Below are 12,686 nucleotides of genomic sequence, written 5' to 3'. Positions count from 1 at the left end.
CTGTAATTTCTATTGCAAAGACATTGTGAAACTGTTCACGACATCTGTTATTCACCCTTTGGCAACTGCCGGAAAAACGGTTTCAGCTTTTTGTAATTCTCTTTAAGGCAAAGGAAATGGAAAGTAACGCTGGCCTCCGGGTTCAACAGGGGAACCAGCACCCGGTCATTGTTTTTCCCGAAATATTTTACCGAAAGATTCGTCATAAAAGATGGCAGCATGGTGGTATTCACCAGCTCGCTGAATGTATCCCGGTCGTGCTGAATTAAAAAACGGGAATGGGGCATCAACTTAACATGAACGGAATGCCAGAAGCCCAGCGTGGAAAACAGGAGCACCGTCTCTCCGTCAATTTCTTCCAGGTTCATCCCGGTTTCGACTTTTTGTGCACAGGGGTGCTTTGGCGGCAGGCAAAGGAACAGCGTTTCCTTTTGTGCAGCCTGGCAATAAAAGGCTTCGTCCGCCAGCGCATACGGAAGCGTGATGATCTGATAAGTTCCGTCCCGCAAACCGTCAATCAGTTGCGGAATCTCCTGTACTTCCGAAGAAATGGTCATCCCAGGATATAAATTGGAAAGCACCGGCACAGCTGACCAGCCGGGGGCGGGAGCGCAATTGCCCAACGCGATGGTACGGCTGCGGCGGTCCAAAGCCCGTACCTGTTCCGCCATTTCCTTCACATCTTCTAAAATACGCTGAGCATGTTCTACCGCCATCTGACCGTTTGCGTTCAAGCGTATTTTATTTTTCTGCCGTTCAAACAACGGCACCTGCAGTTCTTCTTCCAGCTTCTGCATAGAACGGCTTAATGCCGGCTGGGAAATATGAAGCTCCTCTGCTGCCTGAGACAGCGTGCCAGACTGATGGAACGCTGCCAGATGCCGGAGCTGCGCCAATTCAATCATGATGAATTCCCTCCTGAAACAATCCTGGGTTCCCGTCTCTCACTATGCAATTTTATTATAACACATTGCAGGATTGGTATTGTACTTTTTTCTCCGCAAACTCTACAATAGAACTGTAAACAAAGGCCAGAAGGCTTTGCATCTGTGCAACGTCAAGGGAGGAACTAACATGGAAAATTTTATTTTTGAGAATTCGACAAAGGCATACTTCGGCAAAGGCTGTGTCAGCCAGTACCTGCCGGACATTCTGAAACAGTACGGCGAAAACGTGATGCTTGCTTACGGCGGAGGCTCCATTAAACGCAACGGAATTTATGAAGAAATTAAGGAAATTTTAAAAGCGGCGGGAAAAACCGTGACGGAGTTTTCCGGCATTATGTCCAACCCGGTTTACACCAAAGTGCTGGAAGGCGCAAAGCTTGCAAAAGAAAAACAGATCGACCTGATCCTGGCCGTGGGCGGCGGCTCCGTCATGGACTGCTGCAAAGCAATCTCACTGGCCGCCGTATACGATGGGGACGTCTGGGATGATTTCTGGATGAAAGCCGGAACCGTTTCTGTCTCTCCTGTCCCACTGGGCATCGTCATGACCGTGACCGGTACCGGCAGCGAAATGAACGGCGGCGCCGTCATTACCAACGAAATCATGAAGATTAAAACCGGTCGCGACTATCCGGCGCTGAACGCACAGTTTGCACTGCTTGATCCGCTGTACACCTACAGCGTGCCGAAGAAACAGATGGTTTCCGGCAGCTTCGATTCGCTGTCCCACATGATGGAAATCTATTTCAGCTTTCCTAATGAGGACAACGTATCCGACGATATCAATGAAGCCCTGATGCGGGGCGTCATCCGCGATCTGCGCAAAGCGATCGCCGATCCGGATGACTACACAGCCCGCAGCAATCTGGTATGGGCCTCTACCATGGCAGAAAACCGCATTCTGAAATTAGGCAAAAAGACCGACTTCGAGTGCCACCTGATGGAGCATCAGCTCGGCGCGTACACAGACTGCAACCACGGTTGCGGCCTGGCCGTACTGCATCCGCCCTACTACCGTCACATTTATAAGGACGGCCTGCCCAAATTCGTACGCTTCGCCACAAACGTATGGGGCATCGATCCAACAGGAAAAACCGATGAAGAGCTGGCTTTGGCGGGGATTGACGCCCTGGCAGATTTTATTAAGGAAATCGGCCTGCCCACCACCCTGTGGGAACTGGGCGTAACAGACAAACAACAGGCGGAAGAAATTGCCGACACCTGCTTCCTCTCCCCCGGCAGCTACCGCAGGCTGACCCGGGAAGACATCCGGGAAATTTTCGCTTCGGCGTATTAACAAGACGATGTATTCGTTTCTGTACTGCTGTTGAAATCTTTAAAACATCTCTGCCATTTTGCAAAAAAATAAGAAGTAAAAATAACGCTCTGTATGTTTGTGAAACCCGTTTCTGTTTGTTTCACATCACGCAGAGCGTTTTTCAATTTAAGTTGCATTTACAAATCGTTTTGAAGAAGACAACTTATACAGAACAGTATTTATTTCACCGCTGCCTTTTTGTATTCCTTTTTATCCAGGAAGTCGTACCACTCCACCGTATGCTTTCCTGCCGGGCTCACGGCCAGATGGGCAAAGCTGCTGTCAGGCGCGGCGCCGTGCCAGTGGGTTTCCCCCGGCGGGCAGTAGGCCACGTCGCCGGGACGCATCACCTGAATCTCGCCGTTTCGCATCTGGTGCAGGCCGATACCGTCGGTCGCGATCAGGATTTGTCCTTCCCCGTGCATATGCCATTTATTGTAAACGCCTTTGGGGAAGAATACGTAGGAAAATACTGGCGCATCCGCTGCATTCGGTGTTGTCACGGTCCGACCCAGATACACCGGTTTGTTAAAGTTCGGCGAATTGAATTTTTCTGCGGCAAAGGTGAACTCTTTGGCAGGAATTGCTTTACGGGGCGCTTCTGCCAGTTCCAGATTTGCGTATTCCTCGTCGGAAATCATGCCGGTGCGGGCCTTCAGGCCGGCGGGCACTTTCCAGTTTTTATCGTAAATCACCAGCTGCTGGAAACGGGAATCTTTTGTCGCCCCGTGCCAGTGGCTGACACCGGCGGGAATCTGTACCACATCGCCTTTGCGGATGATCATAGCAGGCTGCCCGTCAATCTGCAGCAGACCGACGCCATCCAGTCCCACGACCACCATGCCGCCGTGTACATGCCAGGCGCTGCGGCTGCCCGGCTCAAAAGAAATACAATTTGTCTGGGGAACATTGTATGTAGGATCCAGATCAATCAGATCGTTGCGATACACCGTGCCGGCAAACCGGCTGGACACATCCTTGCCCGGCGGATATTTCCAGTTTCCTGTGTCGGCAAACGCAAAGGACGCGATGCTGCACAGACACAATCCCAACGCCGCAATCATTTTTTTGTTCATAAAAATCACCTTTCCACCATGCCGGTTACTACCCAACCATTTATTATTACAGATGTTTTCCGTAGAATTCTTTCAGCTTATTGACTGCCTTTTCCACATACTCGGGCACCCAATAGGTGCGGATATGGCTGGCGCCTTCAATCATGAAAAGTTCCTTGTTCTCCGCGCCGCTTGCCTTGGCAAAAGCATCCTTCGTCATATAGAGCGTATCTGCCTTTTCTCCCGCAATCATCAGGAGAGGCTGGTTGATGAGATCCATTCTGTCTTCCACATCAAAGGCCATGAGCTTCATGAAGGATTCCGTGGTGTAGCTCCCCGTGGCGTTCGGATGGCGGTGCGTCAAGCCATAGTATTCAATGCCGTCACGGTAGAGGGTGTTTTCGGGAAGCTCTGCCATTTTCGCCCGCAGTTGTTCATCAGTGGAATTGGGGGGCAGGAAGCCCTCATAGACGATTTCCCCCGCCAGTTCTTTATCTCTCGCGTCCGCCGCCTTTTGCATTCTTGCTTGAGCGCCCTTGATATCCGCGTCCAGGAAGCCGTTCCGACGCACTCTGCCGGAGTTAAACATGGAGAGGGTGGCCACCGCCTTGATGCGTTTGTCGGTCTGCGCCGCCGCCAATGTGTAGCCGCCGCCTCCGCAGATACCGAGGGAGCCGATACGAGACTTATCCACTTTCGGGAGCGTAGAGAGATAATCCACCATGCCGCTGATGTCCTCTATGCGGTTCGAGGGATAATCCCTCAGTCTCGGCTCTCCGCCGCTCTCTCCCTGATAGCGGGCATCACAGGCAATGGCGATATAGCCAAGCTCCGCCAACCGCTGGGCATAAAGACCGGCCACCTGCTCCTTGCTGCCTCCGTTGGGATGGGCGACAGTCACGGCAGGATAACTCTTGATGCTTTTCTCGTCATAATCTGCCGGCAGGTAGAGATTCGCCGCGACCTTGATGCCTTCCACCTTGTACTCCACAGGACGGATATTCACCTTGCCTTTTTCGTTTTGTGTAATAGCGCCGCGGTACACAAGACCAAAGGGGTTTTCAGCCGGTGCTTCCGCTGCAAAAGCCATGGTAGAGAAGCCTAATACGAGCGCCATCAGAGAAGCTGCCATCATTTTTTTCTTAAACATCATGTTTTTCATCCTTCCTTTTTTTATGTCCAACGGTCAAAACGGTCCCGGCGGCTGCCGCGCAGTGCGGAAACGGAACTGCGCAGTATACAGCTTATAGAGAAATCCGATTTTGTTTCCGCTTTACTGATTTTATTGTATTGGCTTCCGTTGAAAAAGTACAATGCCGATTCTGCAATGCGCTATAACAAAAACGCATAGCGAAATCAAACCGCATTTCACTATCCGTTTCATTTATACTGTTATTCGTTTCTGATATTGTACAAATGGGAAAAGGCAATTTACAATAAAGACAACGCAGAAAAAGCGGGGTACATAATTAGTATAATGCATCACGCAGACCGCAAGAAAGACGAGGAAAATGACTATGAACTATCGCACATTGGGCAATGATTTAACCGTCTCCGCCGTAGGCCTGGGCTGCATGGGTTTTTCGCATGCCTATGGCGCGCCCACCGATGAGGCCGACGCAATTGCAGCGATCCGCGCGGCGGCGGAAGAAGGCTGCACGTTCTTTGATACTGCAGAGTGTTATGTGGGAGAATACGCCGACGGCAGCACCAGTTATAACGAAGAGCTGGTGGGAAAAGCGCTGGCGCCCATCCGCAATAAGGTAAAAATAGCCACCAAGTTCGGCGTGCGCCACGAAAACCGCCAGCTCGTCATGGATTCCCGCCCGGCAACGATCCGCAAATCCATTGACGGGAGTTTGAAACGACTGGGCGTGGATGTAATCGACCTGTATTACCAGCACCGCATCGATCCCAAAACTCCGGCGGAAGAAGTGGCGGGAGTGATAGCCGATTTAATAAAAGAAGGAAAAATACTGCATTGGGGTATTTCCGAAGCAGACGAAACCTATCTGCGTGCAGCCCACGCCGTTTGTCCCGTCACCTGTATCCAGAACCGTTACTCCATGATGGCCCGCTGGCATGAAAGTCTGTTCCCCGTATTGGAAGAATTAACGATAGGTTATGTCGCCTTTTCACCGCTGGCCAACGGTATTCTTTCCGGCGCCTTCAAGGCGGGCGAAACGTTCAGCAAGGAAGACTATCGCAGCGTTATGCCCCAATATGCCGACGAAGCCTTTGCGCAGAACCGGGAACTGCTGGCGCTGATTCATATGCTGGCAAAAGAAAAAAGCGCATCCCCCGCCCAGATCTCGCTGGCGTGGATGCTCTGTAAAAAGCCGTATATTGTACCAATACCCGGCTCCCGTAAACTTTCGCGCATAAAAGAAAACCTCGGCGCGGCGGATGTGATTTTAACCGCAGACGAAGTGGCGGCTATAGATACAAAGCTGAATCACATGAAAATGTCCGCTGTCTTCGGCGGATCGCCGGTAAAAAAGTAAACGAATAAACAAAGATAAAAATGCTATTGCAATTTAAACAGAAACTATAAATTTGGTAATTGATAACAGGAAAGGATTTTATCATGAAAAAAACTGCCATACTGCTCACCGTTTTGACACTGTTTTCTACCGGCGCTCTTGCAAATGAAAAACTGACGCTGGAGACCCAGGGACATTTTGCCGCAGGAGGAATCACCATCCAGCGCGAAGGAACCTATGACAACAAAAAGTTTGGCGGCTGGGCCAGTCCCATCGAACAGGGACAAAGCTATCGCGCCGACCATGCTATTGTCAGCTACCAGATTCCCGCCAAAGCCAAAAACGCGCCGTTGCTTTTCATCCACGGTTACGGCGGGTCCGGTCTCTGTTGGGAAATGACGCCGGACGGACGGGAAGGTTTCTCCACCTTAATGCTGCGCAGGCGCTATCCCGCTTTTGTCATGGATTTGCCCGGACGGGGACGCGCCGGTAAAACCTCTGCCACAACGACTCTGACTCCCAAAGCAGACGAGATGTTGTGGTTTGATATCTGGCGGTTAGGCGAATACCCGAATTATCACAGCAATGTGCAGTTCCCCAAAGACGCGGAAACACTGGATCAGTTTTTCCGGGAAATGACGCCGGACGTAAGCGCTCATAATATGAAAACGGATGTAGCATCCATCAGCGCCGCCATTGATAAGACCGTTGCCATGACAGCGAAGAACGGTTCTGCGTCCAAAAACGCAAACGGCGTCGTCCTGGTCACCCATTCCGCAGGCGGCTTCCCCGGCTGGCTTTCCGCTATCAGCAATAAAAACGTGAAAGCAGTGGCTTCCTACGAACCGGGCGGTTACGTGTTCCCGGAAGGCGAAGTACCGGACCCCATGCCCAGTTTAACGGGCACAGCCTCCGGCGTTCCCGTTCCCGTGGAACAGTTCCGGCGGCTGACAGAGATTCCTATCGTCATGTATTTTGGCGATTATATTCCGGAAGAAGTAACCGACAAACTGGGCGGCGAAAACTGGCGCGTCCGTCTGCAGATGGCCCGGAAATTTACGGAAGCCATTAACCGGCACGGCGGCAACGCCACACTGGTGGAACTGCCAAAGCTGGGTATCAAAGGCAACACCCATTTTCTCATGAGCGATCTGAACAACGGGCAGCTGGCAGATTTGTTTGACAAGTGGCTGCGTGAACAGAAGCTGGATAAATAAATGCAAACGATAAAAATGAAAAAATCAATTTTTCAGACCCTCGCCCTGTCCCTGATGCTGGCCATCTGCACCGGTTGCGGTGAAAGCAGCGCAAAAAAGGAATCCACCATGCAAGCAGAAACACTGTTCCATTTGGAAACAAAGGTTGTTGATGTAATAAACGATCCTGCGTTTCGCGGCCACGGCCGGCTGATCTTTCCGGCAGACCGGCACATCAGCCGTGACCTTGCTTTAAAAGACATCGGCGATATTTTGGTCTGGTATAATAATGTCCGACCGGAACGCACTGTGGAAATCGTAAACTATATGAAAACGCAGGCGCAAAAGGGCCAGCAGATTTTTTACAACATCTACTCTGATGAAGAAAAACAAAGAGACCCGCGCAAACGCAATACGGGTCTCTTCTTCTTCCGGGGCAGGCCGGGCAACCGGGTCGCTCTGTTAAATGCAGGCGGCGGTTTTTCATACGTAGGCGCTATGCACGACAGTTTTCCCCATGCGTTGGAATTATCCAAGAAAGGTTACAACGCGTTTGCGCTGATTTACCGTCCCGATGCGCAAAAGGCCTGTGAAGATCTGGCCCGGGCCATCGCCTTTATCCATACCCACTCCGACGAATTGCAGGTCGATCCGTCCAACTATTCCCTCTGGGGCGGTTCCGCCGGCGCCCGCATGGCTGCCTGGCTGGGTTCTCTGGGCACGGAAGCTTTTGGCGAAAAGCGGTATCCCCGTCCGGCAGCGGTGATTATGCAATACACCGGTCTGTCTGAAGTCTACGGCAACGAACCCCCGACCTATAGCTGCGTCGGCGCCGGCGACTGGATTGCTTCTTCCCACACCATGCAGCGTCGCATACAGGCCATCCGCGCCAATGGCACTGATGCGGAAATCGAAATCTTCCCCGGCCTGCCCCACGGTTTCGGACTGGGGGAAGGCACTGTTGCCGAAGGCTGGATCCATCGCGCTGCCGCCTTCTGGGACCGACAGTGTAAGTAACGAAAACAGCCGCAAATCTGCGGCTGTAACAATATGATATTCTATTTTGCGTAGCCAATTTCCTTCAGCCATTTTTCCACTTCGGACTTCACCGCTTTCGGATCGTCCTGGGACATACGGCCCGGCAGGCCCAGCCCTTTGTTCAGGACCGTCGCGCCTTTGGCGTGATCGGCAATGCGGCTTTCCTTGCCTGTCATATAGCTGCCTGCGCTGGTGCAGAAGGGAACGATGGTCTTGCCGCTAAAGTCATTGTTTTCCAAAAAAGTATACACGGCCATAGGCAGGTCGCTCCACCAAATGGGATATCCTAAAAATACCGTGTCATAGTCTTTCAGGTTTTCCGGCTTGCCCACTATTTCCGGACGGGCGTTGTCCTGTTGCTCTTTTTTTGCCACGTCCGTGGTTTCCCGATAGGCCTGGGGATACGCTTTCACCGTTTTAATCTCAAATTTGTCCGCACCGGTGATTTCCGCAATGGCATCCGCAACCACCGCCGTGTTGCCTTTAGTGATTACGCCCACGCCGTACTCTTCGCCCGTGCGGGAGAAGTATGCAACTAAAATTTTCCTGCCCCCTGCCGAAGGAGCCGGAGCAGCTTCAGCCTTCTTCGTTTCTATCGCTGCCGGTTTGTCCGCCGACTTTTCCGCTTTCTTTTCACCGCCGCCGCAGCCGCCTGTAAAGGCAGCTAACAGAAATATTGCGCTCAGGAAAAATATAAACCGTTTCATTTAGTTTCCCCCTGCTTTAAAACATGTAATGCAAAACTGTTTTACAGCCTGTCCATCGCAAGCTTTACGTAAGACACTTCACGCAGACCGCTGAAAAGCATTTCATTCCACTTCGATCAGTTCGTACCGGGGATTCCCCATCTTCTGTTTCTGCATAGCCGTAAGCTGGTGCAGACCGTGACGGCTGGTGATGCGTTCCACTAAATCTTTCTGGTCTCCTTCCGGTTTGGTGAAAACCATGTCGCAGCAGGCCTGGTCAATGGCCAGAATATCCGTGGAAGCACAGATGCCGAGATCCGCAATGGTAGGCTCTTCCGCCGCCACGCCCGCGCAATCGCAGTCCACGGACATGCGGCGCATTACATTGAGGAACACGATGTGTTTGCCGAAATAATCGCAGGTAGCCTTGGCAGAATCCGCCATGCTTTCCATAAACTGTTCTTTCATAGGCCATTCTTCAAAATTAGCCGGCATATCATCCACCACCAGATGCACTTCCCGTTTGCCAACCTGTCCGGAAGCGCAGCCGATCGCTATATTTTTCATAGAACCACCGAAGCCGCCCATGGCATGTCCTTTAAAATGCGTCAGTACGATCAGGGAATCATAGTCGGTGAGATGACCGCCCATATGAACTTCCTTCAGCCGTAAACCGTTGCGAACCGGCAGGGCCACATCGCCATCTTCATCCAGAATATCTACCGGGCAAAAAGTCCAGCCATTGACTTTCAGCGTTTCCCGATGGTCTTTGGTGGTGTAACGGTCGCCGGCATACAACGTGTTTGTTTCCACGATGGCGCTGTCGGGAACGCTTGCCTGGAATGCCTGCACCATATCCCGGGGCAGGATGTTGGGGCCGTGCTTTTCCCCGGTGTGCAGCTTGATGGCAACCTTGCCGTAAATGTTCTCATTGATCAGATTATACAGTTTGATCAGATGCTCCGCATCAATCGTACGGGTAAAATAAACTTTTGCTTTTGTCCCGGGCGCTTCTGCGTCCACCCGCCTGCTTCCAACAACCGGTGCCTGTTTGAATTCTTTCATGATGGTCTCCTTTCTTACGCCGGACGCTCCTGCGTCCCGCAACCTGCCTTCGTGGCGTGTTTTAAAAAAACATATAAACCTTCATAATACAGTTATAACCTATTTCCGTCAGAATGTACAATGCCTGTTTTGCAGCAATGCTATAACAAAAAAGCATAGTACTGAAGCAACGAAGCATTCCGCCGTTTTCTGCGGAATGCTATTTTTTGTTTTCCGGCATTCCGGTTTCGAGTCCGGGCTGCAACGGCCCATAATAATAGCTTGCCGTCGCCCCGCCGTCAATGAGGAAGGTGGAGCCGGTGATAAACGCGCCAGCTTCGCTCATTAAAAGCGCCGCCACGTTTGCCACTTCATCTGCTGTACCGGGCCGGCCTGCCGGGCATTTGGCAAGCCAACCCTGCGGGCAATTGCCATGCTGATTTGTCCCGCGCCGGTCACAATCATTACGTCTTTGCTCATCATAGCGTCCTCCGTTTCAATTTTTAAGATTATAATATGTAGCTGTTATATAGCTGTCTTCGTTTCTCTACTAATTATAAAAAAAGAATGTGTAAAAAGTCCAATTGTATTATTTTATTATTGATAGAATTTTTCTATCAGATTATAATAAAAGAAAAACCTGCAGGCCCGGATAGTTCCGGCCATAACCGGCTTACTCATCTTTTTTTCGAAATATGGGACAAGGTACAACACACTAACGGAGGGAAAATACCATGAACAGCAAACAAATCGACTGCATCCTTATGCTGGCGCAGACGTTGAATTTCAACCGGGCTGCCGAAAACCTGTACATCACGCAGCCGACGCTGACCTACCACATCAAAACTGCGGAGGAAGAAATTGGCTTCCCACTGTTCCACCGTTCCGGAAAAGGCGCTGCCCTTACCCCGGCGGGTCAGCAGTTCTGCCTTGTTCTGCGAAATCTCAGGGAGGAATTAAAACGCGCGATTGAACAGGGACAGAACAACAGCCGCCGGTATCACTCCAACCTGACCGTCGGCCTGCCCATGCGTTCCGCCGTTTATTTTCTGCCTCAGGCGATTGAAGAGTTTGAACGCACCCACAAAGGGGTTTCCGTTACGCCGGAATTTATTCCTCTCCACAGCACGGACCGTTTTCTGCGGGGCGAGCAGGACATGGTTTTCGCCAGAGAAGAAGACATGAAACGCGTCCCCGACATAAAAATCCATCCGCTGTTCAGGAGTAAAATATATCTCATCAGCGAAACGACAGATCCGCTGGCGCAAAAAGACAAAATCGTGATTGAAGATTTGGCAGGACGCACGCTGATGGTAGGCGGCGGTTCCCAACCGGAACTGCGCGCCGTACAGCAGCGGGTACTGCAGAAACTTCATCTTGCCCACTTTAACAGCAATGATTACGATACTACGCTCACCCATGTGGCGTCCCATAAAGGTATCTGCCTGGCGCCCGGTTTTCTCAACGACCACAACGGGGAATTTGCCTGGACGCCATTTGACTGCAAAGAAACGATTTCCTGCGTCCTCTGCACTCACGCCAGCGACAGACGTGAAATTGTGTCTGATTTTATCCGGATATTGCGGAACTGTTATATCACCCATCCGGAGTTTGCTGTATAGAAAAAAAGCATATCTGGCAATTAGTTTTAAGTATTGGACTTCTTTTTCTCTTTTCCTTATAATGAAAATGCGATAAAACAAATCCAAATGTTTTCCCCGTATTTTTCAAAGGCCCCGGTTTTTTAAGTTAGGGCTGATAACCCAACCGCGTTTCAGATTTGGAACCGGCGCGTTACGCAGGAAGGAGAAACTTATGAAACTGAACAGGACATTATTGGCCGCCGTATTAATCGGCACGCTGGCCATAACCGGCAGCGCTTTCGCCGCCGGAAAAACCCCCGCTCAAAACACGTTAGTTACGAAAGGAGCCGCTATGCAGACAGAACAGACGTTGCAACTGGAACAAAAATGGGACAAGGTTTTCCCTCAAAGCGACAAAGTAGAACATAAGAAAATTACATTCCATAATCGTTATGGCGTCACACTGGCGGCTGATATGTATATCCCGAAAAACAGCAGCGGCAAAAAACTGCCTGCGCTGGCAGTAGCAGGCCCCTTCGGCGCCGTAAAGGAGCAGTCCAGCGGATTATATGCCCAGACCATGGCGGAACGCGGGTTCCTCACCATCGCGTTCGACCCCTCCTTCACCGGCGAAAGCGGCGGCAGCCCCCGTTATGTAGCATCCCCGGACATCAATACGGAAGATTTTTCCGCCGCGGTGGATTATCTTTCCACGTTGGATAATGTGGATCCCAATCACATCGGCATCATCGGCATCTGCGGCTGGGGCGGCCTGGCGCTGAACGCCGCGGCCATGGACACCCGCATCAAAGCTTCCGTCATCTCCACCATGTACGACATGAGCCGCGTCACTGCCAACGGATATTTTGACGCCATGGACGAAGACGCCCGTTATAAAGCAAGGGAAACCATGAACGCCCAGCGTACGGAAGATTACAGGAACGGCAGCTACAAACTGGCAGGAGGACTTCCGGACGAACGGCCTGCGGAACCGAAATTCTTCAGCGATTACTGGGATTATTACAAAACGCCCCGCGGTTACCACAAACGCTCCCTGAATTCCAACGGCGGCTGGAACGTGACCAGCGCGCTGTCCTTCATGAACATGCCCCAGCTAAGTTACGCAGGCGAAATCCGTAACGCCGTTTTGGTTATCCACGGGGAGAAAGCCCACTCCCGTTACTTCGGCGAAGACGCTTTCAAAAAACTGAAAGGCAACAACAAAGAGCTGATGATCATCCCCGGCGCATCCCACACCGACTTGTACGACCAGATGGACATCATCCCCTTTGATAAAATTGAAGGCTTCTTCCGTAAGTATCTGTAAAAAGTAAAG

At 51.3% G+C, this 12,686-nt stretch carries 12 protein-coding genes and 1 pseudogene; 6 read left to right on the top strand and 7 right to left on the bottom strand.

From position 1 onward, the window contains the following. Nucleotides 1-47: 47 nt before the first annotated feature. The gene (locus tag ACZOWY_RS02855; RefSeq protein WP_484392663.1) at nucleotides 48-905 is read right to left on the bottom strand and encodes a LysR family transcriptional regulator; all 858 of its coding nucleotides are present in this window, start codon (nucleotides 903-905) and stop codon (nucleotides 48-50) included. Nucleotides 906-1,074: 169 nt separating this feature from the next. Between ACZOWY_RS02855 and ACZOWY_RS02850 the strand changes: the two genes are divergently transcribed. Continuing rightward, nucleotides 1,075-2,244 carry an iron-containing alcohol dehydrogenase gene (locus tag ACZOWY_RS02850; RefSeq protein WP_484392660.1) on the top strand — a complete coding sequence of 390 codons (1,170 nt, stop codon included), beginning with the start codon at nucleotides 1,075-1,077 and terminating at the stop codon, nucleotides 2,242-2,244. A gap of 200 nt (nucleotides 2,245-2,444) precedes the next feature. Here the strand turns inward: ACZOWY_RS02850 and ACZOWY_RS02845 are convergent, their stop codons facing one another. Beyond that, nucleotides 2,445-3,341 carry a cupin domain-containing protein gene (locus ACZOWY_RS02845; RefSeq protein WP_484392658.1) on the bottom strand — a complete coding sequence of 299 codons (897 nt, stop codon included), beginning with the start codon at nucleotides 3,339-3,341 and terminating at the stop codon, nucleotides 2,445-2,447. Between the two features lie 46 nt (nucleotides 3,342-3,387). Then, nucleotides 3,388-4,470, bottom strand: coding sequence for an alpha/beta hydrolase (locus ACZOWY_RS02840; protein WP_484392790.1), 1,083 nt, complete (start codon nucleotides 4,468-4,470; stop codon nucleotides 3,388-3,390). A gap of 367 nt (nucleotides 4,471-4,837) precedes the next feature. Here ACZOWY_RS02840 and ACZOWY_RS02835 point away from each other — a divergent pair, with 367 nt between their 5' ends. The 3 genes from ACZOWY_RS02835 (at nucleotide 4,838) to ACZOWY_RS02825 (ending at nucleotide 8,016) form a co-directional block, all read left to right on the top strand. Continuing rightward, complete coding sequence (locus tag ACZOWY_RS02835) at nucleotides 4,838-5,824, top strand: aldo/keto reductase (protein ID WP_484392656.1); 987 nt, start codon at nucleotides 4,838-4,840, stop codon at nucleotides 5,822-5,824. Nucleotides 5,825-5,907: 83 nt separating this feature from the next. After that, entirely contained in the window at nucleotides 5,908-7,020 is a 1,113-nt protein-coding gene (locus ACZOWY_RS02830) for an alpha/beta hydrolase (RefSeq protein WP_484392655.1), read from the top strand. A gap of 15 nt (nucleotides 7,021-7,035) precedes the next feature. Next, nucleotides 7,036-8,016 (top strand): alpha/beta hydrolase, encoded by a 981-nt coding sequence (locus ACZOWY_RS02825; RefSeq protein WP_484392653.1) that lies wholly within the window; start codon nucleotides 7,036-7,038, stop codon nucleotides 8,014-8,016. Between the two features lie 41 nt (nucleotides 8,017-8,057). Here ACZOWY_RS02825 and ACZOWY_RS02820 read toward each other — a convergent pair whose 3' ends face one another. From ACZOWY_RS02820 to ACZOWY_RS02805, 4 genes and pseudogenes are all read right to left on the bottom strand, one after another. Next, entirely contained in the window at nucleotides 8,058-8,744 is a 687-nt protein-coding gene (locus ACZOWY_RS02820) for a flavodoxin (RefSeq protein WP_484392651.1), read from the bottom strand. Nucleotides 8,745-8,846: 102 nt separating this feature from the next. Next, nucleotides 8,847-9,788, bottom strand: coding sequence for a DUF362 domain-containing protein (locus tag ACZOWY_RS02815; protein ID WP_484392648.1), 942 nt, complete (start codon nucleotides 9,786-9,788; stop codon nucleotides 8,847-8,849). Between the two features lie 199 nt (nucleotides 9,789-9,987). Continuing rightward, nucleotides 9,988-10,179: pseudogene (locus ACZOWY_RS02810) on the bottom strand (SDR family oxidoreductase); the annotation flags it as partial. After that, nucleotides 10,113-10,250 carry a hypothetical protein gene (locus ACZOWY_RS02805; RefSeq protein WP_484392645.1) on the bottom strand — a complete coding sequence of 46 codons (138 nt, stop codon included), beginning with the start codon at nucleotides 10,248-10,250 and terminating at the stop codon, nucleotides 10,113-10,115. The gene ACZOWY_RS02805 and the pseudogene ACZOWY_RS02810, both read right to left, overlap by 67 nt. Nucleotides 10,251-10,501: 251 nt before the next feature. Here ACZOWY_RS02805 and ACZOWY_RS02800 point away from each other — a divergent pair, with 251 nt between their 5' ends. Further along, nucleotides 10,502-11,389 (top strand): LysR family transcriptional regulator, encoded by an 888-nt coding sequence (locus tag ACZOWY_RS02800; protein WP_484392643.1) that lies wholly within the window; start codon nucleotides 10,502-10,504, stop codon nucleotides 11,387-11,389. A 193-nt stretch (nucleotides 11,390-11,582) separates the two neighbouring features. Then, nucleotides 11,583-12,677, top strand: coding sequence for an alpha/beta hydrolase (locus ACZOWY_RS02795; protein WP_484392642.1), 1,095 nt, complete (start codon nucleotides 11,583-11,585; stop codon nucleotides 12,675-12,677). Nucleotides 12,678-12,686 lie beyond the last annotated feature (9 nt).

The organism is Succiniclasticum sp. (assembly GCF_056977735.1).
Note: the sequence above shows the minus strand (reverse complement) of the source record. Positions and strands in the feature narration are given on the sequence as shown.

Bases quoted from the DNA above. Each gene is read 5' to 3' on its own strand.
- ACZOWY_RS02855 (WP_484392663.1), bottom strand. From the start codon at position 905: ATGATTGAATTGGCGCAGCTCCGGCATCTGGCAGCGTTCCATCAGTCT.
- ACZOWY_RS02850 (WP_484392660.1), top strand. From the start codon at position 1,075: ATGGAAAATTTTATTTTTGAGAATTCGACAAAGGCATACTTCGGCAAA.
- ACZOWY_RS02845 (WP_484392658.1), bottom strand. From the start codon at position 3,341: ATGAACAAAAAAATGATTGCGGCGTTGGGATTGTGTCTGTGCAGCATC.
- ACZOWY_RS02840 (WP_484392790.1), bottom strand. From the start codon at position 4,470: ATGTTTAAGAAAAAAATGATGGCAGCTTCTCTGATGGCGCTCGTATTA.
- ACZOWY_RS02835 (WP_484392656.1), top strand. From the start codon at position 4,838: ATGAACTATCGCACATTGGGCAATGATTTAACCGTCTCCGCCGTAGGC.
- ACZOWY_RS02830 (WP_484392655.1), top strand. From the start codon at position 5,908: ATGAAAAAAACTGCCATACTGCTCACCGTTTTGACACTGTTTTCTACC.
- ACZOWY_RS02825 (WP_484392653.1), top strand. From the start codon at position 7,036: ATGAAAAAATCAATTTTTCAGACCCTCGCCCTGTCCCTGATGCTGGCC.
- ACZOWY_RS02820 (WP_484392651.1), bottom strand. From the start codon at position 8,744: ATGAAACGGTTTATATTTTTCCTGAGCGCAATATTTCTGTTAGCTGCC.
- ACZOWY_RS02815 (WP_484392648.1), bottom strand. From the start codon at position 9,788: ATGAAAGAATTCAAACAGGCACCGGTTGTTGGAAGCAGGCGGGTGGAC.
- ACZOWY_RS02805 (WP_484392645.1), bottom strand. From the start codon at position 10,250: ATGATGAGCAAAGACGTAATGATTGTGACCGGCGCGGGACAAATCAGC.
- ACZOWY_RS02800 (WP_484392643.1), top strand. From the start codon at position 10,502: ATGAACAGCAAACAAATCGACTGCATCCTTATGCTGGCGCAGACGTTG.
- ACZOWY_RS02795 (WP_484392642.1), top strand. From the start codon at position 11,583: ATGAAACTGAACAGGACATTATTGGCCGCCGTATTAATCGGCACGCTG.